Source organism: Candidatus Tectomicrobia bacterium, from assembly GCA_016192135.1.
Classification (GTDB): Bacteria; UBA8248; UBA8248; order UBA8248; family UBA8248; genus 2-12-FULL-69-37.
Genome location: JACPUR010000006.1, coordinates 1 through 22,012, shown reverse-complemented (window position 1 = coordinate 22,012; position 22,012 = coordinate 1). Strand labels below are relative to the sequence as shown.

The 22,012-nt window shown below is 67.8% G+C and carries 24 protein-coding genes; 13 read left to right on the top strand and 11 right to left on the bottom strand.

Annotated elements, in window-relative coordinates; all coding sequences use genetic code 11:
- Together HYZ11_03375 and HYZ11_03370 are read left to right on the top strand one after the other, a co-directional pair.
- The coding region (locus HYZ11_03375) for an HAD-IIA family hydrolase (protein MBI3126626.1) at nucleotides 1–822 on the top strand (822 nt) is incomplete at its 5' end.
- The gene (locus tag HYZ11_03370) at nucleotides 819–1,322 is read left to right on the top strand and encodes a protease complex subunit PrcB family protein (GenBank protein ID MBI3126625.1); all 504 of its coding nucleotides are present in this window, start codon (nucleotides 819–821) and stop codon (nucleotides 1,320–1,322) included. The genes HYZ11_03375 and HYZ11_03370, both read left to right, overlap by 4 nt.
- 19 nt (nucleotides 1,323–1,341) lie before the next feature.
- On the opposite strand, the gene HYZ11_03365 is transcribed toward HYZ11_03370, so the two are convergent.
- The 5 genes from HYZ11_03365 to HYZ11_03345 all read right to left on the bottom strand — a co-directional run bounded on the left by HYZ11_03365 (nucleotide 1,342) and on the right by HYZ11_03345 (nucleotide 4,818).
- Nucleotides 1,342–1,566, bottom strand: a complete 225-nt coding sequence (locus HYZ11_03365) for a DUF2905 domain-containing protein (protein ID MBI3126624.1) — start codon at nucleotides 1,564–1,566, stop codon at nucleotides 1,342–1,344.
- 224 nt (nucleotides 1,567–1,790) lie between these two features.
- Entirely contained in the window at nucleotides 1,791–2,855 is a 1,065-nt protein-coding gene (gene ruvB, locus HYZ11_03360) for a Holliday junction branch migration DNA helicase RuvB (GenBank protein MBI3126623.1), read from the bottom strand.
- Between the two features lie 22 nt (nucleotides 2,856–2,877).
- A complete protein-coding gene (locus tag HYZ11_03355; protein MBI3126622.1) occupies nucleotides 2,878–3,504 on the bottom strand; it encodes a hypothetical protein in 627 nt (208 codons plus the stop codon).
- On the bottom strand, nucleotides 3,501–4,007 hold the full coding sequence (locus tag HYZ11_03350; protein ID MBI3126621.1) for a crossover junction endodeoxyribonuclease RuvC: 507 nt from the start codon (nucleotides 4,005–4,007) through the stop codon (nucleotides 3,501–3,503). Before HYZ11_03350 ends, HYZ11_03355 begins: the two co-directional genes overlap by 4 nt.
- 61 nt (nucleotides 4,008–4,068) lie before the next feature.
- Nucleotides 4,069–4,818 carry a YebC/PmpR family DNA-binding transcriptional regulator gene (locus HYZ11_03345; protein MBI3126620.1) on the bottom strand — a complete coding sequence of 250 codons (750 nt, stop codon included), beginning with the start codon at nucleotides 4,816–4,818 and terminating at the stop codon, nucleotides 4,069–4,071.
- A gap of 297 nt (nucleotides 4,819–5,115) precedes the next feature.
- On the opposite strand from HYZ11_03345, the gene HYZ11_03340 reads away from it, so the two are divergent.
- Nucleotides 5,116–6,072, top strand: a complete 957-nt coding sequence (locus HYZ11_03340) for a KpsF/GutQ family sugar-phosphate isomerase (protein ID MBI3126619.1) — start codon at nucleotides 5,116–5,118, stop codon at nucleotides 6,070–6,072.
- Nucleotides 6,073–6,166: 94 nt separating this feature from the next.
- Nucleotides 6,167–6,811 (top strand): flagellar brake protein, encoded by a 645-nt coding sequence (locus HYZ11_03335; protein ID MBI3126618.1) that lies wholly within the window; start codon nucleotides 6,167–6,169, stop codon nucleotides 6,809–6,811.
- 7 nt (nucleotides 6,812–6,818) lie between these two features.
- On the opposite strand, the gene HYZ11_03330 is transcribed toward HYZ11_03335, so the two are convergent.
- Together HYZ11_03330 and HYZ11_03325 are read right to left on the bottom strand one after the other, a co-directional pair.
- Complete coding sequence (locus tag HYZ11_03330) at nucleotides 6,819–7,562, bottom strand: TSUP family transporter (GenBank protein MBI3126617.1); 744 nt, start codon at nucleotides 7,560–7,562, stop codon at nucleotides 6,819–6,821.
- Between the two features lie 12 nt (nucleotides 7,563–7,574).
- Nucleotides 7,575–8,558 carry an amidohydrolase gene (locus HYZ11_03325; GenBank protein MBI3126616.1) on the bottom strand — a complete coding sequence of 328 codons (984 nt, stop codon included), beginning with the start codon at nucleotides 8,556–8,558 and terminating at the stop codon, nucleotides 7,575–7,577.
- A 141-nt stretch (nucleotides 8,559–8,699) separates the two neighbouring features.
- Between HYZ11_03325 and HYZ11_03320 the strand changes: the two genes are divergently transcribed.
- Both HYZ11_03320 and HYZ11_03315 read left to right on the top strand, forming a co-directional pair.
- Entirely contained in the window at nucleotides 8,700–9,131 is a 432-nt protein-coding gene (locus HYZ11_03320; protein ID MBI3126615.1) for a hypothetical protein, read from the top strand.
- Complete coding sequence (locus HYZ11_03315) at nucleotides 9,128–9,346, top strand: hypothetical protein (protein ID MBI3126614.1); 219 nt, start codon at nucleotides 9,128–9,130, stop codon at nucleotides 9,344–9,346. The genes HYZ11_03320 and HYZ11_03315 overlap by 4 nt, the downstream gene beginning before the upstream one ends.
- Before the next feature lie 158 nt (nucleotides 9,347–9,504).
- On the opposite strand, the gene HYZ11_03310 is transcribed toward HYZ11_03315, so the two are convergent.
- On the bottom strand, nucleotides 9,505–9,876 hold the full coding sequence (locus HYZ11_03310) for a hypothetical protein (GenBank protein ID MBI3126613.1): 372 nt from the start codon (nucleotides 9,874–9,876) through the stop codon (nucleotides 9,505–9,507).
- Nucleotides 9,877–9,994: 118 nt separating this feature from the next.
- Nucleotides 9,995–13,117 carry an Eco57I restriction-modification methylase domain-containing protein gene (locus tag HYZ11_03305; protein MBI3126612.1) on the bottom strand — a complete coding sequence of 1,041 codons (3,123 nt, stop codon included), beginning with the start codon at nucleotides 13,115–13,117 and terminating at the stop codon, nucleotides 9,995–9,997.
- A 221-nt stretch (nucleotides 13,118–13,338) separates the two neighbouring features.
- Here HYZ11_03305 and HYZ11_03300 point away from each other — a divergent pair, with 221 nt between their 5' ends.
- Together HYZ11_03300 and HYZ11_03295 are read left to right on the top strand one after the other, a co-directional pair.
- A complete protein-coding gene (locus HYZ11_03300) occupies nucleotides 13,339–13,593 on the top strand; it encodes an AbrB/MazE/SpoVT family DNA-binding domain-containing protein (protein MBI3126611.1) in 255 nt (84 codons plus the stop codon).
- On the top strand, nucleotides 13,590–13,961 hold the full coding sequence (locus HYZ11_03295; GenBank protein ID MBI3126610.1) for a PIN domain-containing protein: 372 nt from the start codon (nucleotides 13,590–13,592) through the stop codon (nucleotides 13,959–13,961). Before HYZ11_03300 ends, HYZ11_03295 begins: the two co-directional genes overlap by 4 nt.
- Here HYZ11_03295 and HYZ11_03290 read toward each other — a convergent pair.
- Nucleotides 13,907–14,548, bottom strand: a complete 642-nt coding sequence (locus tag HYZ11_03290; GenBank protein ID MBI3126609.1) for a methyltransferase domain-containing protein — start codon at nucleotides 14,546–14,548, stop codon at nucleotides 13,907–13,909. The genes HYZ11_03295 and HYZ11_03290 overlap by 55 nt on opposite strands.
- A gap of 163 nt (nucleotides 14,549–14,711) precedes the next feature.
- Between HYZ11_03290 and HYZ11_03285 the strand changes: the two genes are divergently transcribed.
- Entirely contained in the window at nucleotides 14,712–15,086 is a 375-nt protein-coding gene (locus HYZ11_03285) for a hypothetical protein (protein MBI3126608.1), read from the top strand.
- A gap of 294 nt (nucleotides 15,087–15,380) precedes the next feature.
- Here HYZ11_03285 and HYZ11_03280 read toward each other — a convergent pair whose 3' ends face one another.
- Entirely contained in the window at nucleotides 15,381–16,871 is a 1,491-nt protein-coding gene (locus HYZ11_03280) for a hypothetical protein (protein MBI3126607.1), read from the bottom strand.
- Between the two features lie 197 nt (nucleotides 16,872–17,068).
- Between HYZ11_03280 and polA the strand changes: the two genes are divergently transcribed.
- The 4 genes from polA to HYZ11_03260 form a co-directional block, all read left to right on the top strand.
- Nucleotides 17,069–19,798, top strand: a complete 2,730-nt coding sequence (polA, locus tag HYZ11_03275) for a DNA polymerase I (GenBank protein ID MBI3126606.1) — start codon at nucleotides 17,069–17,071, stop codon at nucleotides 19,796–19,798.
- Between the two features lie 733 nt (nucleotides 19,799–20,531).
- Nucleotides 20,532–20,831 carry an NYN domain-containing protein gene (locus HYZ11_03270; protein ID MBI3126605.1) on the top strand — a complete coding sequence of 100 codons (300 nt, stop codon included), beginning with the start codon at nucleotides 20,532–20,534 and terminating at the stop codon, nucleotides 20,829–20,831.
- 118 nt (nucleotides 20,832–20,949) lie between these two features.
- A complete protein-coding gene (locus HYZ11_03265) occupies nucleotides 20,950–21,621 on the top strand; it encodes a serine/threonine protein phosphatase (protein MBI3126604.1) in 672 nt (223 codons plus the stop codon).
- A gap of 28 nt (nucleotides 21,622–21,649) precedes the next feature.
- Nucleotides 21,650–22,012 (top strand): hypothetical protein (locus HYZ11_03260; GenBank protein MBI3126603.1); only part of this gene is annotated, 363 nt, incomplete at its 3' end.

The window sequence follows — 22,012 nt, the reverse complement described above, 5'->3', positions numbered from 1 at the left end:
GCCATGTTCCGCGACCTGAAAGCCGTGGTCATGGACCTCGAGGGCGTGCTCTACGCCGGGGAGGAGGTGCTGCCCGGCGCGCGGGAGCTCCTCGGCGCCCTGGAGGCGCGCGGCCTCCCCCACCGCTTCGTCACCAACATTTCAAGGCACACCTCGGCGGACGTGCGCGCCCACATGGCCATCCTGGGCATCGACCCCGGGCCCGGGAAGATCGTCGGCGTGCTCGACTGGGCGGGGGAGTTCCTCCGGCGCCGCTGCGGGACGGGGCGCGTCCTCGTCCTCGGGACGGAGACCCTCCAGGCGGCCATCCGCGCGGCGGGCTTCGAGCTGGTCCCCCCCTGGGCCGAGCACCGGGCCGAGATCGTGGTGGTGGGCCTCGACGAGGGCCTCACCCATTTCTCCCTGAGCGCGGCGGCCCGGGCGGTGGCCCGGGGGGCGCCCTTCTTCGCCCTGAACCCCGACGTGCGCGCCCCCCGCGAGGGGGGGAGCTTCGAGCTGGGCGGGGGGGCGGTGGCGCTCGCCGTCCAGGCGGCGGCCGGCAAGCCCCCCGTCGTCATCGGGAAGCCCGGGCCCTTCCTCTTCGAGCAGGCCCTGGCCGAGCTGGGGGTCGAGCCCTCCGAGGCCGTCATGATCGGGGACAACCTGCGCACCGACGTGGCGGGCGCCCGCGCGGTGGGGATGGCCTCGGTCTGGATCAACCGCTGGGGGGCGCTGCCGGGGGACCCGGACGTGAAGCCGGACCTCGAGGTGCGCCGCGCCGACGAGATCGTGCCCCACCTGCCGGGGTGCCGGGGTTCCCGCGCCAAGGACGTGCCGTCGTGAAGGTTCCCGCCCTCCTGTTCCTCTCCGCGCTCTGGCTCGCCCCCGCGCCCTCTGGGGCGCAGGAGCCCGCGCCTTCCGGGGCGCAGGAAAAGGGCGAGTGGCGCACCGCCTACGGCGGGCCGGCCGAGGCCTTCCACGCCGCGGCGCTCAAGCCCGGGGACGGCCGGCGCCTGCTCGGCCGCATCCGGTTCTCCGGCTGGAGGGCCGAGCCGCCCCGGGTGGATTACGAAAAGCAGGTGATGGTGGGCATCTGCCTGGGCCGGCGGCCGACCGGGGGCTACGGCGTGAGGTTCCTCTCGGCGGGCCCGGAGAAGGAAGGCGGGAAGGAATACCTGGTCGTCCGCTACGAGGAGGCGCGCCCGGGGGGCTTCGCCACCCAGGCCCTCACGACTCCCTGCCTGCTGAAGGTGCTGCCCAGGCCCGGGGGGCCGGAGCGCCCCGTCCTCTTCGAGCGCACCCTCCGGCAGTGGTTCCGGAACGATCTGGAGCGGGAGCGGTAGGGGCGGGCGGGACCGCCGCTCACCTCCGGAAGAACAGGTTCAGCAGGACGGTCAGCGCCACGCTCACCACGATCGAGGTGACGATCGGGAAGTGGAAGCTCCAGCTCTTGCCCCGGAGGTGGATGTCCCCCGGCAGGCCGCCGAGGAAGGGGAGGCGCGGGGCGAGGGTGAGGATCACCCCCAGGACCACCAGCACGATCCCGAAGACGATCAGGACGCGGCCGAACTGACCGAAGGGCTCCATCGCGAACACCTAACCGTGGCATGTGAGCCGGTTGTTCATCGAGCAAGTGCCTCGGAGGCATGATAGGGCAAACCGAGATACTTCGCTCCGGCCCAAGAGCGGCCTTCGCTCAGTATGACAGCCTTGGCCACCAATCATTGGCCAAACTGTCATCCTGAGCCCTTCGCTTCACTCAGGACAGGCTCCACGAAGGATATCGGTTTCATGGATGCCTCGCCGCCGGCTTATTCCGCCGACTCCTCCCCCCCCTCCCACAGTCCCGGCTGGGCGCCGCCGCCCTGCGGATTCTTGGGGAGGGCCAGGCCCAGGTGGCGGTAGGAGGCCGGGGTGGCGCGCCGGCCGCCCCGGGTGCGCTGCACGAGCCCGGTGCGGAGCAGGAAGGGCTCCACCATGTCCACGAGGGTGTCCGCCTCCTCGTTCATGGTGGCGGCGATGGCCTCGACCCCCACGGGCCCCCCGCCGTAATGGTCGGTGATGGTGCGGAGGTAGCGCCGGTCCAGGCCGTCGAGCCCGATCTCGTCCACCCCCTCCATGGCCAAGGCCTCGCGGGCCAGGCGCAGGCGGATGGCCCCGTCCCCCTTGGCCTGGCAGAAGTCCCGCGTCCACAGGAGCAGGCGGTTCGCCGTGCGCGGGGTGCCCCGGCTGCGCCGGGCGAGCTCGGCCGCGGCCTCCTCCTCGATGGGGAGCTCCAGGCGGCCCGCGCTGCGCCGGAGGATCTCCTGGAGTTCGGCCTCCGCGTAGAAGTCCACGTGGTAGAGGAGGTAGAAGCGCTCCCGCAGCGCCCCGGTGAGGGAGCCGGGCCGGGTGGTGGCCCCCACGGCGGTGAAGCGCTTCAAGGGGAAGTTCAGGGTGCGGGCCATCGGGCCCTGGTCCACCACGAAGTCCACCCGGAAGTCCTCCATCGCCGGGTAGAGGAACTCCTCCACCGGGCGGGGCAGGCGGTGGATCTCGTCGATGAAGAGGACGTCCCCCTCCTGCAGCCCGGTCAGGATGCCCATGAGGTCGGCCGGGCGGGTGAGGGAGGGCCCCGAGGTCTTGACGAGGCGGGTGCCCATCTCCTCGGCGATGATGTGGGAGAGGGTGGTCTTGCCCAGCCCCGGGGGGCCGTGGAAGAGGATGTGGCCCACCGGCTCCTTGCGGGCGCGGGCGGCCTCGAGGGCGATGCGGAGCTTCTCGACCAGCTCGCGCTGGCCCACGTAGTCCTCGAGCCTCGAGGGGCGCAGGGTGAAGAAGGCCTGCTCCTCCGCCGGGCCGATGGAGCGCCCCGTCACCTTCCGCTCGATGGCCATGTGTCCTCTCCTGTCTCCGGCGTCAACGGCCGAGCCGGAAGACCTCCTGGAGCACCGCCTCGGTGGTGGCCCCCGCGCCGAGGGCGAGGAGCGCGCGCTCGACCAGGTCCTCCGCCTCGGGGGTGCGGTAGCCGAGCTGCCCGACGAGCACCGCCATCGCCTCGCCGCGGCTGGGGGAGGCCTCGGCCCGGGCGGCGGGAGCCTCGGGGGCCAGGGCGAGGCCGGCGATCTCCCCCTGGAGCTGGGAGACGAGGTGCTCCGCCTTCTTCTTCCCGATCCCCGGGAGCCTCGTCAACAGGGCCGTGTTGCCCGCGGAGATGGCGCGGGCGATTTCCCGGGGCGGGAGTCCCAGGGCGCGCACCCCGCTCCGGGGGCTCAGCCCCGGCACCTTGATCAGGCGCAGGAAGAACTCGCGCTCCTCGTTCGAGAAGAACCCGGCGAGCCGGGGGATGAGCTGGCCCGTGGCCACGTTCCCCTCGAGGTAGTGGTAGGTGTGCAGCTCCACCGGCTCGCGGGCCGCCATGAGGGCCCGGAGCTCGGGCAGCGCGTAGCCCCCCACCAGCACCTCGTAGCAGAGGCCCGGGGCGGCGCGGAGCACGGCGCTCTCCTCCAGGACCTCCACGACCTCGCCCGCGACGCGGCGGATCACCGGCGCCCACTCCCGTTGAGGAGGGCCGGCCGCCGGAGGGCGCGGTCCACGTGGCAGTAGGCGGCGGCGATGGCGTCGGCCAGGTCCTCGGGCTCGGGGAGGTCCCGGAGCCCGAGGCGGCGCTGGACCATCTGCTGGATCTGGCGCTTGGTGGCCCGCCCCGCCCCCACGAGGGATTTCTTGATCTCGGTCGCGGCGTAGCTCCGCACGGACACCTTGGCGAGGGAGGCGGCGAGGAAGATCACCCCCCGGGCGTGGCCCATGATGATGGAGGTGCGGGGGTGCTTGTAGTGGCTGTAGAGGTTCTCGACCGCCATCACGTCGGGCTTGAGGCCCCTGAGGATGCGGGTCAGGTCGCCGAAGAGCTCGCCCAGGCGGCTCTCGAAGGGCGCCCGGGCGTCGCTCCTGAGGATGCCCCCCTCGACCAGGAGGGGCTCGGCGCTCCCCTCGGCGAGCGAGAGGAGGGCGTAGCCCGTCGTCCCCAGGCCGGGGTCCACCCCCAGGATGCGGTGCGGCTTCCGGGCCAACGGGCCGGCCTCGCTCGGGCGGAGTGGGCCTCGGGGCTCAGGCGGAGGCGCCCGCCATCTGCTCCTCGGAGATGTCGAAGTTCGCGTAGACGTTATTGACGTCGTCGTGATCCTCGAGCGCCTCCATGAGCCGGAGCATCTGGTCGGCCACCTTCCCCTCCAGCTTGACCGTCGTCTTGGGGAGCATGGTGAGCTCCGCCGAGTCGGGCTGGATCTTGTTCTTCTCGAGGGCCTGCTTCACGTCCTCGAAGGCGTCGGGCGAGGTGAGGATCTCGAACTGGCCCTCGGAGGGCTGCATGTCCTCCGCCCCCGCCTCCAGGGCTATCGCCATGAGCTTCTCCTCGTCCGCGGCCTTGCCCGGCACGAGGAACTGGCCCTTCATGTCGAACATCCAGGCCACGGCGTTCGGCTCGGCCAGGTTGCCGCCGTTGCGCGAGAAGATGTGGCGGATCTCCGAGCCCGTGCGGTTGCGGTTGTCGGTGAGCACCCGGATGAGCAGCGCCACCCCGCCCGGGCCGTAGCCCTCGTAGGTCACCTCCTCGTAGGTCACCCCCTCCATGTCCCCCGTGCCCTTGGCGATGGCGCGCTTGATGTTGTCCTGGGGCATGTTGGCGGCCTTGGCGGCGTCGATGGCGGTGCGGAGGCGGGGGTTGCCGCCGGGGTCCCCGCCGCCCATCTTGGCCGAGACGGTGATTTCCTTGATGAGCTTGGTGAAAATCTTCCCCCGCTTGGCGTCCAGGGCACCCTTCTTGCGCTTGATCGTGCTCCATTTCGAGTGGCCGGACATGACCTTCCAACTCCTGCTGGTGAATGGTGGAAAACCGCGAGATCCGCCGCGATGGGCCCCCGCTGCGTGGAGAAATCCCCTGATTTAGTATCATGCCGGGGCCGGGGGAGTAAAGGGAGTGCCCCGGCGGGCCGAAAAGGCCTCCGGCGGGCCGGCGTGGACAGATCGGCGCGGAAATGCGATATATTTCCGCAAGTTTCGCCCGGGCGGACGGAGAGAGGGGGGGTCCCGTTGGGCAAGCGTCCGATGGCGGGGGGCTCCCCAGGCGGCGAGCCGCTTGGGGCCCCGGCGGCGGGGATGAGCCCCGTCGAGCGGGGGGTCCAGGCCCTGCGGATCGAGGCCGAGGCCCTGGCGCGGCTGCCGGAGCGCCTGGGAGAGGATTTCGCCCGGGCGGTGGAGCTCATCCACGGCTGCAAGGGCCGGGTGGTCGTCACCGGGATGGGCAAGAGCGGCCTCATCGGCCAGAAGATCTCGGCCACCCTCGCGAGCACCGGCACGCCCTCGTTCTTCCTCCACGCGGCCGAGGCGGTCCACGGCAACCTGGGCATGGTGACGGACGAGGACGTCATCCTCGCCCTCTCCTACAGCGGCGAGACGGAGGAGCTCATCCGCCTCCTGCCCGTGTTCGCCCGCTTCGGCACCCCCGTCGTGGCCATCACCGGGGGGCGCGGCTCCACCCTCTGGCGGGAGGCCGAGGCCGTGCTCGACGTCTTCGTGGAGGAGGAGGCCTGCCCCATCAACCTCACCCCCACCGCGAGCAGCACCGCCACCCTCGCCATGGGGGACGCCCTGGCCATGGCGGTGCTCGAGGCGAGGGGCTTCCGGCCCGAGCAGTTCGCGCGCTTCCACCCGGGCGGCACCCTCGGGAAGCGGCTGCTCCGCGTCGAGGAGCTGATGAGCAAGGGGGCGGAGGTGCCGAGGGTGCGCGACACGGACCCGGCCGGGGCCGTCGTCCGCGAGATGAGCGCCAAGCGGCTGGGGATGGCCTGCGTGGTGGACGCCGCGGGGCGGCTCGCGGGGGTGGTCACCGACGGCGACCTGCGGCGCGCGCTGGAGCGGGGGAACGGGCAGCTCCCCCCCGACGCCCGGGGCATGATGAGCGGTTCGCCCAAGACCATCGCCGGGAGCGAGCTGGCCAGCGCCGCCCTGCGGCTGATGGAGGACTCGGCCATCACCTCCGTGGTGGTGGCGAAGGACGGGGAGATCGAGGGCGTGATCCACCTCCACCACCTCCTCCGCAGCGGGGTCGCTTGAGGGGGCGGCGGGACGCCTCGTTTTGCAGCCGTGGGCGGGAGCGATTAGACTGCCGCCCTATTCGATAGCCTGATCCGCCGGGAGGGGGCGCACGTTGCTTCCCGTGGGGACCGCCATTCAGCTCGTGGACCCGGTCAACAAGGTGCGCCTCAACTCGCGCCTCGTCGGCTGGGACCCGGACCACTGCCTCCTCGTGGAGCAGCCCACCCGCGCGGGGCAGTCGGTCCAGCTGCCGAAGAACCTCCCGGTGGTGGGCCGCGGGATGCACGAGGGGAAGGTGTGGGGCTTCCAGTCCACCGTCCTCTTCCAGACCCTGCAGCCCTTCCGCGTCCTCTACCTCGCCTATCCCAAGAAGATCGAGGAGGTCACGCTCCGGCAGTCCGAGCGGCTGAACACCAAGATCCGCGTGCTCACCACCCCGCGCAAGCACGACTTCGCCGCGCAGAAGAAGGACGAGAGCGCCCCCTGGGGCCTCATCAAGAACCTGAGCCTGGGCGGCTGCAGCCTCTCCTGCCCGTTCCGCTTCGAGGTCAACATGCCCGTGTTCATGTCGTTCGAGCTGCCCGACGGGACCACGGCCGAGAACATCATGGGCTTCGTGCGCAACGTGACGCGCGAGCAGAACGACAACCTCTACGGCGTCCAGTTCGACAGCCGCGCCGGCAAGCTCGACAGCGTCTCCGCCTTCATCAAGCTGGCCTCCAGGCTCGTCTCGAAGTCGGGGATGCGCAACACGTAGGCCCCCCTCAGCTCCAGCCCGAGGGCCCCCAGATCAGCAGCGCCGCCGCCGCCCCGCCCATCGCCGCCAGGCCCGCCGCGTAGCCCGCGCGCGGCGGGAAGCGCCCCCTGAGCATCCTCCCCAGGAAGAACCCGGCCAGCGCCGGCAGCACCGCCGCCGCCGAGCGCGCCGCCGGCTCGAGCAGCAGGAGCCCCGCGCCCGAGAGCGCCGCCACCTGGGCGGCCGCGAAGGCCAGCCCGCACACGGGCAGCATCCGGGCCATCCGCCCCCGCGTGAGGCCCAGGCTGTCCATGTAGACGACGGCGAGGGGCCCCCCGGCGTTCCCGGCCCCCGCGAGGAAGCCCGAGAGCGCCCCCGCCAGCCAGGCGAAGAAGCCCTCGTCGCGCATGTCGAGCTGGAGGCGCAGGCGCGAGAGGCTGTAGGCCCCGCAGAGGAGGACGAAGAGCCCGAGCCCCCACTTGTGGAGGGCGGGCGGGGTCGAGGCCAGGGCGAAGGCCCCGGCCGCCGCCCCGGCGCTCCCCGCCCCGATGAAGGGCATCAGCCGGCGCAGGGGCCCGCCCGGGACGCCTCCCCCGATCGCCCGCGCCGCGCTGAGGAGGAGCCCCGGCAGGCACAGGAGGACGACCGCCCCCCGCACGCCCAGCGCGGCGCCCAGGGCCGGGGTGGCGACGAGGCCGAAGTCGAAGCCCACCGCGCCCTCGAGGACCCCGGCGGCGAAGACGAGCAGGGTGTGCTCCCAGGGGGGCCACACGGTCAGCGCCCGCTAGAGGCCGAGCAGGGTCTGGGCGTTGCGGTGGGTCACCTTCTCGTGGTCCTCGGGGCTGAGGCCCGCGTCCCGGATGGTCCGCACGATGTCCCGGTCCGTCATGTCGTAGGGGAGGTCCGTCCCCAGCAGCACCCGGTCCGCCCCCATGATCTCCGTCAGGAAGCGCACCACCGGCGGGTGGAAGACGAGGCAGTCGAAGTGGAAGTGCCCCCGCAGGTACTCCAGCGGCGGGCGCCCGATCTTCCGGCACTCGGGCCGCACCTTCCAGCCGTGCGTGTAGCGCCCGATGAGGTAGGGCACCGTGCCGCCTCCGTGGAGGAAGATGAACTGCAGGTCCGGCAGGCGGTCGAACACGCCCGAGAAGATGAGCCGGCCGATCGAGTTCGCGCTCTCGGCCGTGAAGCCCACCAGGTTGAAGAGGTGGTAGTCCTTCATCTGCGCCATCCCCGCCGGGTTGGCCGGATGCACGATGATGGGCACCTTGAGCCCCGCCGCCGCCTCGTAGATGGGCAGGAAGCCCTCGTCGTCCAGGTAGCGCCCGTTCACGTTCGTCCCCATGAAGCCGCCCTTCAGCCCCAGCTTCTGGACCGAGCGCTCGAGCTCCCGGGCCGAGCGCTCGGCGTCCTGGGCCGGCAGCGCCGCCAGGCCCGAGAACTTCCCCGGGTGCTCCCGGATGATCCGCGCGTAGGCGTCGTTCGAGGCCCGGCACAGCTCCTCCGCCAGCCCCGGGTCCGCCCAGTACACCCCCGGCCGCGACGAGAACGAGAGCACGTTCATGTCCAGCCCCATCTCCCGCATCGTCCCGAGCCGCATCCCCACGTCGGTGAAGGGCTCGAGGGGCGGCTGCATCTGGCCCTTCACCTCGCAGCGCTTCCCCCCCTTCTCGTCCGTGAACACCCGCACCCCGTAGCGCGGGCCTTCCTTCTCCACGATATCGAAATACTCCTGGGGGTAGATGTGGCAATGGACATCGATGTGCATCGGGCCGGTCTCCATGCGTCAAGGGAAAAAGGAAGGCCCACTCTGCGATGCCGGCGCCGGGGTGTCAACGCTTGAACCCCCTCCGCCCCCGGTGTAACCTGTGCGCGGCACTCGCGCCCCGCCCGGCAGTGGAAAACCCCCGTGGGCCACGGCCGATCCTTCTCGCCGCTCCCGATGATTCTCCTCGCGGCGTCCCTTCCCCTCCTGGGCGGGTGCCCCATGGCGGCCGGCGTCCTGGCGACCGTCTCCGTGGCCGGCGTCGAGTACACGGCCTCCAGCGTCGCCCACAAGGTGCTGCCCGAGGGCAACCGCGAGGTCCGCCGCGCCGTGGACCGCGCCCTGGCGCGCATGCGGCTGCCGATCGAGCGCGGCTGGAAAACGGACGAAGAGGGCGACGTCATCACCGCCCGCGCCAGGCTCCACCGGGTGGAGGTGAGGCTCGAGGAGGTGTCCCGCCGCGCCACCCGCCTCCAGGTGGACGCCCGGCGCTCCTCCCTCCCCCTCCTCAAGGACCGGGCCCTCGCCGCCGCCGTCATCACCGAGACCGAACGGGAGCTGGGAATCGGCCCATGAACGGCTTCGGAAGGAAAGAGCCCAGCCTCAAGATGCGCATCCTGCTCCAGGTGCTGCGCTACGCCCTGGCCGGCCTCTTCTTCTACATCGCCTACCTCGGCTTCACCTGGCGCTACAACCCCCCCGCCCCGGCGCCCCCCCCCGGGCGCCAGGCCCCCGCCGTCAAGCCCCCCGGCCCCGCGCCCCAGGCGCCCGCCGGGACGGAGGGGAGGTGAGGGGGGAGGGGACATGCAAACGCGCAACCCGTAGGGGCGGCCCCCCGTGGCCGCCCCTTTTTTCGGGATACGCACGAGGAACGGGGCGGGCACGGGGGCCCGCCCCTACGGATTCCATCCATCCATCCCGGCCGGGGCGGGCGCGGGGGCCCGCCCCTTCATCGTGGCGGGTGCGTGTGGCCGGGCCCCTGTTCCGGGCGGGCGTGTATGCCGGGGCGGGCACGGGGGCCGGGGCAGGCACGGGGGCCTGCCCCTACGGGATCGATCAAAACGATGATCCCGTGAATGTGGTTCGGCATCACGACGAATGCATCGATCTCCATCCCCGGATATTTGGAAGGCAATTCCTCCCACGTCCTTTGGACCATCGCGCCGGCCTCGCTCAGCCGCATCTTTCCGCCCGCGATCTCCCCCAACCGGCATTCCCGCCCTTGCACGCACACCGTGACGAAATACGCCCCGCGCGAGGCGTAGTCCCATCCCTTCAGCCGCACCGACCGGCGGCGGTGGGCGTCGGGGTTGAATTTCATGGGGATGGTTTCATGATGCGGTCACCCGCAGGGGCGGCCCCCCGTGGCCGCCCTTCCATCGGACGGGCGCGTGGACGGGGGCGGGTTTGTGGGCCAGGGCGGGCGCGGGGGCCCGCCCCTACGGACCTTCCTCGACGATTTTGATTTCTTCCCCGGTCAGGCCGTAGAGCTCATACACCAGCGCGTCGATCTGCCCGTCCGTGCCGTCGATCTGCCGCTGGAGCATTTCCTTCTCCTGCGGCGTCCGGGCCGCCTGGAGGCGCTTGTGCAGGTCCAGCATGGATTCCACGAGGGAGACCATGCGGCCGTGCTTCTCCACGTCGGCGGGATTGGAGAAATCGATGGCGCGGATGGGGAGGCGTTCGAGGTACATAGGTTTATACTCAAAATATCCGCCTTGCTTTGTTGAGGCAATCGAGTGAATGAAAAAATCCAACAGCTTCGAGTTCAACAAACCAAGCAAATATTTTTGGTCAGTAACAATAATTGAGGTTTTGTCATTCGAAAGCACATTCCCCTCATCGAAAGAACAGGAAGCCCTCTGTACGATTGAAGGCACAACAATCTTAGGTTTCTCGAATTCACGATAATAATCTACCGTATCCTGAATTTCGTACCATTCATATGAACCTGGCTTTCGCCCAGGCCATTTTTTCCCCTTCCAATTCTTAGGTTTTGGTAACAGTTTTTTCTTGAATCCCGTTAAATAATTTTCAATTGCAGGATATTTGCTGATATTCACACCACGCCTTGCGAAAATCAAAAAACGCTCACTCATAACAGGCTGATACCTTTTAACCTCACGTCCTGTCACGAATGGCCTTATTAAATCCGTGCAACTGGGATCGCTCTCAATTAGCTTGGTCCGAATCTCCCGATCAATAACGAATGCCTCATTTGCTCCCGTCAATATCCCACGGTAGATTTTTCCATGAACATACCTACCTAGAGCAACACCGCTCGCCTCAAGCTTTTTCAATAATTGAGAAGCCTTTTCTGTCGCAAGATCCCATCCATTGTTATTGCTCAGAGCAGACTTCGAAACCACATAAGATTGCCTCTGACAGTACAGATCCAACCTATCAAAACTTAAAGTGCCGACACGAACAACAGCAAATTCATTCGTCGGCGTACTCTTAGCTATCCGAAGGATGCATGGATATGTTGTAGCCTTTTGAAAAACTGGTAAATCGCCAAAATCAACTACCTCCTGAAGACATTGTTGACTCATCCACTCCCGGAGAGGTTTCCCATAGATGGCTCGCATCCATTTGTTGGCGACGATAAAACTGAAAAGGCCGTTTTGCCGAAGCAATGAAACTCCTCGTTCTATAAAGTATGAGTAAAGATCAGCGGTTCCGTTGTAGACTTTATACTTTCTTTGAAAATATGCCTTGTAATTCCCAATCAATTCTTGCCTAACATACGGCGGATTCCCGATCACGCAGTCGAACCCGCCGCGCTTCATGATCGCGGGGAACCCCTGGCCCCAGTCGAAGGCGTTGATGCGGTACTGCTCGTCCTCATCGAACAGCGTTCCTTGCTTGTTCGCGTTGAAATCCGTCCCGATCAGGGCGTTACCGCACTTGATGTTGCCCCCCAGGTCCGGCAGGGCACGCTCACGGTGGAAAAGAAAGGCGCTCTGCAAGGTCTCCTCGCTCTCGTGCTCCAGCACCTTGAGCAGGAGGCTGAGCTTGGTGACCTCCACCGCCTGGGGGTCGATGTCCACCCCGAAGATGTTGTCGAGGAGGATGCGCTTCTTCTCGGCGATGGTGAGGAACCACAAGCCGCCCCTGCCCTGGTAGATGGGCGGGGCCTGGCGGCCCTTCCTGCCCCGGGCGGCGCGGGCGGCCACCCCTGTAGGGGCGACCCCCTGTGGTCGCCCCTCCTCCGGGCGGGCATGGTGGGCGGACATTGTCCGCCCCGCCCCTACGGGAACCTTGCCATCCGCCTTCATTCTTGTCGTGTACCAATCCAGGTGGTGGTCGAGCAGATAGCGGTAGGCCCCCAGGAGGAAGGAGCCCGAGCCGCAGGCGGGGTCGAGAACCTTGAGGGAACTGATCTCCTCCGGAGACTTGCCCTCGATCATCCTGCCCACGGTGTTCCTGACGATGTAGTCCACGATGTATTGCGGGGTGTAGTAGACGCCGCCCGCCTTCCGGACCTCGGGCTTCTCCTCGACCCTGGCCCGCCGCCCGCCCGGGCCGAGGGTGATGACCTTCCCGAGGAAGCGCTCGTAGGCGGTGCCCAATATCTCCAGGGGGAGGACCCGGAACTCGTAGGGGCTCTCCGGGTAGTAGAGCTTGGAGAGGATGTCCTTGAGGGTCTTGTCGTCGACCTTGAGGGAGAGGGTCAGTTGGTCGGGAGTGCTGGATTGCCCCGTCTCGTCCCTGAAATGGAAGAGGCCGGAATTGTACTTCTCGTCCGCCGCCTCAAAGATTTTGACGAGCCGGGGATAGATGTTCGGGCCGTTCAGGAGGGCTTGAAGCTGCCTCTCCGGCTCGATGCCCCGGTCCTCGCACATGCGGAGGAAGACGATGCGGTCGATCGTCATCTGGACGGCGTAGTTCAGGTCCCTTCGGTTCAGCGGGTTCCGCAGAGCGAGGTTCTTTGCCAGCTCCTCCCGCCAGCGGTCCAGTTCCTTGAGGAACTCGGCGTCCACCTCGGCGGTGCCGCGCTTGGCTTTCTTTGCACTCGCGTACTTATCGAAGGAGCCTTTGTAGACCGCTTCCTTGGAGAAGACCGAGGCGATTTCATCCCACTTGTCCAGGTACTCGGTGTAGGGGATGAGGTTGACGCGGGCGGCGGAGGCCCTGTCGCCGGGCTTGGGGCGGACGCGTCCATCGTAGACCGCTGTGTGCTCGAAGTCCGTCAGGACCGAAAGGGGGAGTTTGGCCGTCCAGGCGTAGCGGCGGAGTTGGTAGGCGGGTTCAGGGTCGTCCTGGACGTTGACGGCGGGCTTCTTCGTCTCCAGGAAGAACTTGCGCTGACCCCCGACGCGGAAGGAATAGTCCGGGGCCTTGGTGGTGCCTCCCATCTTCAGGGAGTCCTCGTGGAGCACGTCCTGGTAGGGGAGCGCGAAGCCCGCCTTGTTAGCGATATCCCATCCTAACGCTTCCCAAAACGGATCAATGAATTCCCGGCGTAGCCGGGTTTCATTGTAGGCCGGGCTCTTGTAGGCCTCGATATTCTGGCCGAAGCGCTCGACCAGTTCCTCGATGATCGGCGGCGGGGTAGCCATAATCGGAAATGATACGGCCCCCCGGCGGGGGGTTCAAACGGCCCCGAAATGCGGGGCGGGTCTCAGACTCGCCCCTGCGGACCCTCCATCCGCATCCCGGCCGGGGCGGAGGGCCGCCCGGCCCCGAGAGGGGGCGGTGGAACAAAGGCCATTGCGAGACCGGCGCCGCCAGGCTATAATCTTACCGGTAAGACATCCGCCAGGAGGTTGCGATGGCATCGTTGGCCACCACACGGCTCTCTTCGAAGGGGCAGGTCGTTATCCCAGAGGAAGTACGCGAGAAGCTTCGCCTTGTGCCAGGGGTCCAGTTCGTCGTCGTGGGCGAAGGAGACGTCGTTATCCTGAAGGTGATTTCGCCGCCGTCCATGGGAGACTTCGATCGCCTGATTGCCCAGGCGAGAACGCAGGCGCGGCGGTCGGGGTTGCGCAAGCGTGACGTTGCTGCCGCTGTATCGCGGGTCCGTGCCCGGAAGTGAGGATCGTTCTCGACACGAACGTCCTCATCTCCGGGATCTTTTTCGCCGGCTACCCCTACGAGATTCTGGACGCCTGGCGGCAGGGCCGGCTCGAGATTGCCACAAGCCCCGGGATTCTCGAGGAGTACAGCCGAGTGGCTCTAGAGTTGTCGGCCGAATTTCAAGAGATCGACCCACACGCGATTCTGAGGTTGATCATGATCGAGTCGCACCTCACTGCCGCCGGGGTGCGCACGGGCCGTCCCATTGATTCTTTGAATCCTGCCACAATCCCCCCTCACCCCCTCCCCCAGGAGAGGGTGCCGGTTCCTCCCTACCCCGGCTTCTCGGCGGTGATGACCATGCTCTCGTGGCCTTCCGCGATATAGGGTTTTCTCTCGGCGATTTGGGCCTGCTCGAAGCCGGCGGCGCGGAGGCCTTCGAGGAACTCCCCGGGGGTGAGGGCGCCGGCGATGCAGGCGCACCATTCCTCCATGGAGCCCCCGCCTCCCTCGCCGGTGCGGAGGACGTCGGAGAGGGCGAGGCGGCCGCCGGGCCTGAGGACGCGGAAGGCCTCGCGGAAGACGGCGGCCTTGTCGGGGGAGAGGTTGACGGCGCAGTTGCTGATGATGATGTCGACGGCCGCGCTCGCGAGGGGCATGGCTTCCATCTCGCCCCGGCGGAACTCGACGTGGGCGAGGCCGAGGGCGCGGCGGGCGGCCTCGGCCTTCTCGAGCATGGCGCCGGTCATGTCGAGGCCGATGACGCGGCCGGTGGGCCCCACCTCCCCGGCGGCGAGGAAGCAGTCGAGCCCGCCGCCGGAGCCGAGGTCGAGGACGGTCTCGCCGGGCCGGGGGCGGGCGCGGGCGAGGGGGTTGCCGCAGCCGGCGCTGGCGGCGAGGACGGGGGCGGGGAGGGCGGCGGCGCGGGCGGGGTCGTAGCCGATGCGGGCGATGTTGCTTGCACCCGTGCCCATGAGAGGCTCATCCGATCCGCGGCAGGAGGGACGGAGGGACAACCCTCCACTGGGAGAATCACGATCCGCGGGAGGTGCGGCCGGGCCGCGGCAGGAGGCGCCCTGGGCGACCTGGGTGTAGGCGGCGCGGACGGCGGCCTTGATCGCCTCGGGGGCGGGGGCCGTGAAAGAGGGCGAGCGGGGCCCGGCCTCCTTCGCCGGGGCTCTCTCCTCCGCCAAGACTCCCTCCTTCGCCGAGGCTTCGGAGGGTGCACCGGAGGGTGCTTCGGAGGGTTGGGGGGCGCGGCAGCTTTCGGCGGAGGGCCCGCGGCAGGAGGCGCCCTGGGCGGCCTGGGTGTGGGCGGCGGGGGCGGGGGCCTTGATCGCCTCGGGGGCGGGGGCCGTGAAAGAGGGCGAGCGGGGCCCGGCCTCTTTCGCCGGGGGGGCCTCGCCGGGGGCGCAGCAAGAGGGGGAAGGGGCGGTCGAGGAGGGGGCCTCGGGGCGTGTCATGGGGGGGCTCCTGGGTGTCTCGCTCTTGGGGGCCGCCCTCCTCCGCTAAGGCTTCGGAGGGCAGGGGGGGGGCCGCCCGGCCCTGGATGCCAGGGGGGGGCGGCCAAAAGTTGACTGGTTCAAATATCTGCCCGTTCCTTGAGCTTGTCAAGTATCGGCCGGAACGAAATTCGCCCCGGAAATGCGGGATCGGTGGTTGAGGGGGTCAAGTATTTGGAGCGGAGATTCGGGGGTTTTTGGGCGAAAAAGGGCGGATTTTAGGGGGTTTTTGGGGGATTTTGGGGGCGAATCGGGGGATTTCGGGTGGAAAATGAGCATTTTTGGGGGCCTCCGGAGGGCCGGGTCAGCCCTTCCACTCGATGCCGAGGCCCTTCAAGAAGTTGCGGATTTCCTCGTCTTTCCGGGCATTTTCGGGGGCGGCGGGGCCGGGGACGGGGGGGGAGCTCTCCTCCGGGCCGGGGCCGGGCCTCCGGAAGGCGGACATCGAAAAAGCGTCCTCCCGCTGGGCCAAAATCGACTTCTGGTCCTCGGGCGAGAAGTCGAAGGTGTTGAGGTCCTGGAGGGCCTCGGCCTCCTCCATGAAGGCGCGGGTGTCCTCGGGCGAAGGGGGGATGCCAGCCGGGATTATCCCCGCCGGCGTTGAGGTTTCCCCCGCCTCCTCGAGCCCGATCTGGATCAGCATGGCGGCCGCCCGGCTCTCCTCCCCGTGCGTCCGGCAGAAGGCCTGGTAGCCGGCCAGGTAGCCCCGCACCTCGGAATAAGGCCCGCCGGGCAAGAAGAATCCCGCCGGAGGCTTCCGGAGCACCGCCTGGAGCCGCTCGAGAAGCGCGGGGTTCATCATGTCCCGCGTCGAGGCCTCGAACTCGAAGCCCGGCGGGAGCTTCTGCCCCCCCGCGAGTTGGAGGCCCTTCACCGAGCGCACCGGGAGCAGGCGCTGGCTCTGGAGCGCCTCGACCAGCGAGGCGAGGAAGCGCATCTGCGGCACCGCCTCCCGCAGCAGGCCCGACTCTGGCTCGCCCGTGCGCTCGGGCTTCAGGCGCGCGAACACGGCGCGCAGGTAGTTCACGAAGACGTCCGTGGCGAAGATGGCCGAGCCGTTCGAGCGGAAGACGAAGGCGGCGCACGTGCGGTTCCAGGGGTCGAGGCAGCGCACCGCCCCCCCGAGGCGGATGTAGTCCATCAGCTTCTGGACCGAGGGGCCGGCCGGGGCCTGGGGCCCGGGCGCCTGGGGGCGCGGGGCCTCCTCCCTACGATGGGGCGCGCGGGCCGGGCCGGGGGGCGGCGCCTCCTCCTCCGAGTGGAAGACGGGCGGGTGGGCCGGCCCGCCCGCCCGGGGCGGCGCCTCGGCCCGCCGGCGAGAGGAGGTGACGTCGTTCATCCCGAGGAGGAGCATCTGCTCCTCCTGGAGCGCCTCGTCCACCCCCCGCGCCAAGGCGCGCCTCGGGGCGTCCCCCGGCCGGGGCAGGTCCAGCGGCTGGGGGATGGGCTCCCGCTCGGTGGGAGGCGCCAGGGGCGGGGCCTGGAACGAGGGGAGAGGCCGCTCGAGCGGGGAGGCCAGCCCTCCCGCGGGCTCCTCCCACCGGGCCTGGGGCGCCGGCCTCGGGAGGGGTTCCCGGGGGGACGGGGGGGCCTCATGGGGCTGGATGCGGTAAGGGAGATCGTCCTGAGCCTCGGCGGGCGCCTCCGCGCCGGGGAGGATGCGCCGGAGCTCCTTCTCGGCCTCCCGGAGGACCTCGATGCTGCGGTCGATCTCCAGCCGGAACGACTCCCGCCGCTGGATCTGCTCCTGGAGGAAGCCCAGCAGATCGGGGCGCGACTTCGGGTCAGCCGCCATGTTTCTCCCCATGGCCGCCCAGGCGCGGGGCGCCGGGGGCCTTAAACCCATGTAAAGCGGGATGATAGCGGATTCCCCGGGAGGCCGCAAAAGAATTGTGCACCCTCCCTCCCCGGCGCGGCCCCGTTGCGGATGGCGGCCCGCCCGTGCGAGGGTGGAGGCGAAGGTTTTTTTCCCCGCGAGGGGGACGGAGCGCCATGACGGCCCGGAACAAGCGGATATTCCTCCTGGACGGCTCGGGCTACATGTTCCGGGCCTATTACGGGATGATGCGCCAGCGGCTCTCGAACTCAAAGGGCCGCCCCACGGGGGCGGTCTACGCCTTCGCCCGGATGCTCCTCAAGGTGATCCGCGAGAAGGCGCCCGAGTACATCGCCGTGGCCTTCGACCGCCCCGAGCCCACCTTCCGGCACGAGCTCTACCCCGCCTACAAGTCGAACCGGGACGCCCCGCCCGAGGACATGGTCGAGCAGATCCCGCTCATGCAGCGGGCGGTCGAGGCGCTGCGCATCCCGGTGCTGATCCGGCCCGGGGCCGAGGCGGACGATCTCATAGGCTCCCTCGCCCGGCGCGCCCTCGCCAAGGGCTTCGACGTCATGCTCGTCACCGGGGACAAGGATTTCTCCCAGCTCGTCTCGGACCGGGTGCGCATCTGGGACCCGATGCGGGACGAGGAGTGCGGGCCCGCCGAGATCGAGAAGAAGTGGGGCGTCCCCCCCGCGCGGTTCGTGGACATCCAGGCCCTCATGGGGGACACCTCCGACAACGTCCCCGGCGTCCCCGGCGTGGGGGAGAAGACGGCCGTGGCCCTCATCCAGGAGTTCGGGAGCCTGGAGCAGGTCATCGCCTCGGCGGAGAAGATCGCCCGCCCCAAGGTGCGCGAGCTCATCCAGGAGCACGCCGAGCTGGCCCGCCTCTCGCGCGAGCTCTGCACCATCCGGTGCGACCTGGAGGTGGACGCGAATCTCGACCGCTACCGCCTGGGCCACGCCGACTTCGAGGCGGCGAGGCGGCTCTTCGTCGAGGAGCTCGAGTTCAAGAGCCTGGTCGAGCAGCTCCCGGGCTACGCCCCCCCGGCGGAGGAAGAAGAGACGGAGGCGCCCGCCGCCCCCGCCCCGCGCGCGGACGTGGACCACTGCGACCTCCGCGATCTCAAGGAGCTGGCCGCCCTCGTCAAGGAGCTGAAGCGGGCGGGCTGCTTCGCCTTGGATCTCGAAACCACCTCCCTCGACCCCATGCAGGCCGGGATCGTGGGCATCAGCCTCTCGCCCGCCCCCGGCAAGGCCCGCTACATCCCCGTCGGCCACGACCGCATGGACGCCGGGCCCCAGCCCCCGCTGAAGGAGGTCCTGGAGCGGCTCCGGCCCCTCCTCGCCGATCCCAAGGCCGAGAAGGTGGGCCAGAACATCAAGTACGACATGGCCGTCCTCGCCCGGGCGGGGGTGGAGATCGAGGGGCCGCTCTTCGACACCATGGTGGCCTCCTATCTCCTGCATTCCGACCGCACGAGCCACGGCTTCGACCACCTGGCGCTGGAGTTCCTGGGCGAGACCACCATCAAGTACGAGGAGCTCTGCGGGAAGGGCGCGAAGCAGATCGGCTTCTCTTCCGTGCCGGTCGATCTGGCCGCCGCCTACTCCTGCCAGGACGCGGATTTCACCCTGCGCCTCGCCCGTATCATGAAGGAGAAGCTCGGGCAGGAGGGCCTGGACGATCTGTTCCACGGCCTTGAGATGCCCCTCCTCCGGGTGCTGCTGGAGATGGAGCGCACCGGCATCCGCCTCGACGCCGAGGTGCTGCGCGGGATGGGCAAGGAGCTCGACGCCAGGCTCGAGGCCATGCGGGCGCACATCCACGAGCTGGCGGGCGGGGAGTTCAACATCCAGTCCACCCCCCAGCTCCGCGAGATCCTCTTCGGCAAGCTGGGCCTCCCCATCCTCAAGAAGACGAAGACGGGCGCCTCGACCGACATCGACACCCTGGAGAGGCTCGCCGCCCAGCACCCGCTCCCCCAGGAGATCCTAAACTACCGCCAGCTCGCCAAGCTCAAGAACACCTATGTGGACACCCTCCCGGGCCTCGTCCACCCCAGGACGGGACGCATCCACACCGACTTCAACCAGACCGTCGCCGCCACCGGGCGGCTGAGCAGCTCGAACCCCAACCTCCAGAACATCCCCATCCGCACCGACCTGGGGCGCGAGATCCGCCGCGCCTTCCTGCCCGAGGCGGGCTGGCGGCTCCTCTCGGCCGACTACGGCCAGATCGAGCTGCGCGTCCTCGCCCACTTCACCGGGGACCCGGGCCTCGTCCAGGCCTTCGAGCGCGGGGAGGACATCCACGCCACCACCGCCGCCGCCGTCTACGGGGTGAAGCCCAAAGAGGTCGCCCCCGAGATGCGCCGGGTGGCCAAGGCGGTGAACTTCGGGATCGTGTACGGCCAGGGCGCCTTCGGCCTCTCCCAGACGCTGGGCATCCCGCAGGGCGAGGCCAAGGCCTTCATCGAGGCCTACTTCAAGCGCTTCGCCCGGGTGCCCGCCTTCGTCGAGAAGACGATCAAGGAAGGGGCGGAGCGCGGCTACGTCTCCACCCTGCTGGGCCGGCGCCGCTACATCCCCGACCTCAAGAGCCGCAACCGCAACATGCGCGCCGCCGCCGAGCGCACCGCCGTGAACAGCGTCATCCAGGGCTCGGCCGCCGACATCATCAAGCGCGCCATGATCCGCATCGCGGCCCGGCTCAAGAAGGAGAAGCTCGCGGCCCGGCTCCTCCTCCAGGTGCACGATGAGCTCCTCTTCGAGTTCCCCCCCAAGGAGGAGAAGGCCCTTTCCCACCTCGTGCGCGAGGAGATGGAGGGGGCCGAGAAGCTCTCGGTCCCCCTGGCCGTCGAGATGAGCACCGGGGCCAACTGGGGGGAGGTGCACTGAGGGGGAAATTTCTTACCCGGGAATTTCCCCTGAAATATCGAGAATCGGCAGCTTCCCCGGGGTTGAATTTTATGTATTTTTTCATTTGCGCCCAATGGGCATAAGACATTATAAAACAAATAGATGCATCGGTTCCCTTTACGGCTCCCATATGCGGGGGTTACTTGACGGATTTCGTTCATGACCTATAATTAATATAGATACCCGCCTGCAGCGTGCTGTAGGCTCAGGAGCCACCTTTCGGGGTGGCTCTTGCTCGTTAGAGGACGATCGATTGCGGACATATGCATACATTGATGGTTTCAATCTTTATTACGCTGTCCGGAATTGCAGATGTAAATGGTTGAATTTAAAAAGTTTGGTAACGCAGTTGCTTCCCTTAAATCACGTTCTCGAAAGGATTAAGTATTATACGGCTCGCGTCTCGGGTATCGAAGACCCTGGCCAACCCAAGCGACAACAAGTTTACCTTGATGCTTTGGCAACTATTCCAGAACTGGAAATCTACTTTGGCAATTTTCTAGCATCAAATGTCTGGCGCCCTGTGATTAACCTTCCAGCCGCTAACAGAACCATCAATTCTCCGCCAGTTCCTGTAATATTACCGTCTGGCTTGCATCCTATAGATGGAATACGACCCGAAATTCTTCCGGTAGGGGGGTATCCGACTGGGGCGAGGTCCCGAAGAATTTCTTATCCAGTCAGAAGCGCAATCAAAGTCGAGATCTTAAAGATGGAGGAAAAAGGCTCGGATGTGAATTTAGCATGTCATCTTGTGAACGATGCTTGGAAGAATCTTTTTGATGCAGCTATTGTGATTTCTAATGATACCGATCTGGCTGAACCCATTCGGTTGGCTGCCCAGGAGAGAAAGAAACGCATAATCATCGCCAGCCCGAACAAGTTTGGCGTGTCTCCCGCCTTAAAATCAGTTGCCACAAACCATAGGCATTTGAGACTGACTCATTTCCGGAGAGCTTTGTTTGATGATCCTGTCGCGGGAACAAGCATACGAAAGCCCCCGAGTTGGTAATGTTCACGGGATTGTTAGAACTGGACCTGTGTTCGATGCGTCATTAGGCAGATTCACAAGATCCGTTTGGATGAGAAATTTTTGCCTGTTCTCTTTTCCCGGCTAATGTGGATTCTTGATGCCCAACCTCTATGCCATCGGCGACATCCACGGCCAGCGGGCCATGCTGGAGGAGCTCATCCGGCGCGTGCCCTTCCAGCCCGAGGACGAGATCGTCTTCATCGGGGACTTCATCGACCGCGGCCCCGACCCCAAGGGGGTGGTGGACCGCGTCCTCGAGTTCAAGCTCCGCCATCCCAAGACCGTCTGCCTCCGGGGGAACCACGAGGACATGTTCCTCGACTTCCTCCGCCAGCAGGGCCGCTACGAGCCCAACGTGTTCATGATGAACGGCGGCCTCCCCACCCTGGAGAGCTACGGGCTCGACCCGCGCCACCGCCCCCTGCGCCTGCCCCCGCTGCACCAGCAGTTCTACCAGGACCTGAAGTACTGCCACGAGGCGGGGGGCTTCCTCTTCGTCCACGCGGGGCTCAGGCCCGGGGTGCCGCTCGAGGACCAGAACCCCTTCGACATGCTCTGGCTCCGCCACGAGTTCTTCGAGGCCGAGCACGACTTCGGCCGCCCCGTGGTCTTCGGCCACACCCCGATGCCCGAGATCCTGGACCGCCTGCCGCGCCTCCTCGGCATCGACACCGGGGCCGCCTACGGCAACAAGCTCACCTGCGTCCGCCTCGGGAACAAGGAAATCCTTGGCCTGCACCAGGTCCACGTCTCCGAGGCGGGGGGATGAGCGCCCTCCAGGTTCGCCGCGAGGCCCGGTGAGCGCCCGCCGCTTCACCCCGCCCACCGACCAGGAGCTCCTCTCGCTCCTCGGGCGCGAGGGGCGCGCCATGGCGGTGCGGGAGGTGATCCGCCTCCTCAAGGTTCCGGCGGACCACCGCCCGGCGCTCCGCAAGCGCATGCGGGCCCTCTCCGACGAGGGGAAGCTCGTGCGGGTGCGGGCCCGCTTCGCCCTGCCCGCGAGCCTCTCCCTGGTGCGAGGCGCCTTCCGGGGCCACCGCTCGGGCATCGGCTTCGTCATCCCGGAGGGGGCGGAGGAGGGCCGGCGCGAGCCCGACATCCTGATCGGCCGGGCCCGCACCCGGGGCGCCCTGGACGGGGACACCGTGACCGCCCGGGTC

Bases quoted from the DNA above. Each gene is read 5' to 3' on its own strand.
- HYZ11_03290 (MBI3126609.1), bottom strand. From the start codon at position 14,548: ATGGGCACGGGTGCAAGCAACATCGCCCGCATCGGCTACGACCCCGCC.
- HYZ11_03310 (MBI3126613.1), bottom strand. From the start codon at position 9,876: ATGAAATTCAACCCCGACGCCCACCGCCGCCGGTCGGTGCGGCTGAAG.
- ruvB (MBI3126623.1), bottom strand. From the start codon at position 2,855: ATGGCCATCGAGCGGAAGGTGACGGGGCGCTCCATCGGCCCGGCGGAG.
- HYZ11_03305 (MBI3126612.1), bottom strand. From the start codon at position 13,117: ATGGCTACCCCGCCGCCGATCATCGAGGAACTGGTCGAGCGCTTCGGC.
- HYZ11_03325 (MBI3126616.1), bottom strand. From the start codon at position 8,558: ATGCACATCGATGTCCATTGCCACATCTACCCCCAGGAGTATTTCGAT.
- HYZ11_03315 (MBI3126614.1), top strand. From the start codon at position 9,128: ATGAACGGCTTCGGAAGGAAAGAGCCCAGCCTCAAGATGCGCATCCTG.
- HYZ11_03270 (MBI3126605.1), top strand. From the start codon at position 20,532: ATGGAGGAAAAAGGCTCGGATGTGAATTTAGCATGTCATCTTGTGAAC.
- HYZ11_03365 (MBI3126624.1), bottom strand. From the start codon at position 1,566: ATGGAGCCCTTCGGTCAGTTCGGCCGCGTCCTGATCGTCTTCGGGATC.
- HYZ11_03265 (MBI3126604.1), top strand. From the start codon at position 20,950: ATGCCCAACCTCTATGCCATCGGCGACATCCACGGCCAGCGGGCCATG.
- HYZ11_03280 (MBI3126607.1), bottom strand. From the start codon at position 16,871: ATGGCGGCTGACCCGAAGTCGCGCCCCGATCTGCTGGGCTTCCTCCAG.
- HYZ11_03340 (MBI3126619.1), top strand. From the start codon at position 5,116: ATGAGCCCCGTCGAGCGGGGGGTCCAGGCCCTGCGGATCGAGGCCGAG.
- HYZ11_03345 (MBI3126620.1), bottom strand. From the start codon at position 4,818: ATGTCCGGCCACTCGAAATGGAGCACGATCAAGCGCAAGAAGGGTGCC.
- polA (MBI3126606.1), top strand. From the start codon at position 17,069: ATGACGGCCCGGAACAAGCGGATATTCCTCCTGGACGGCTCGGGCTAC.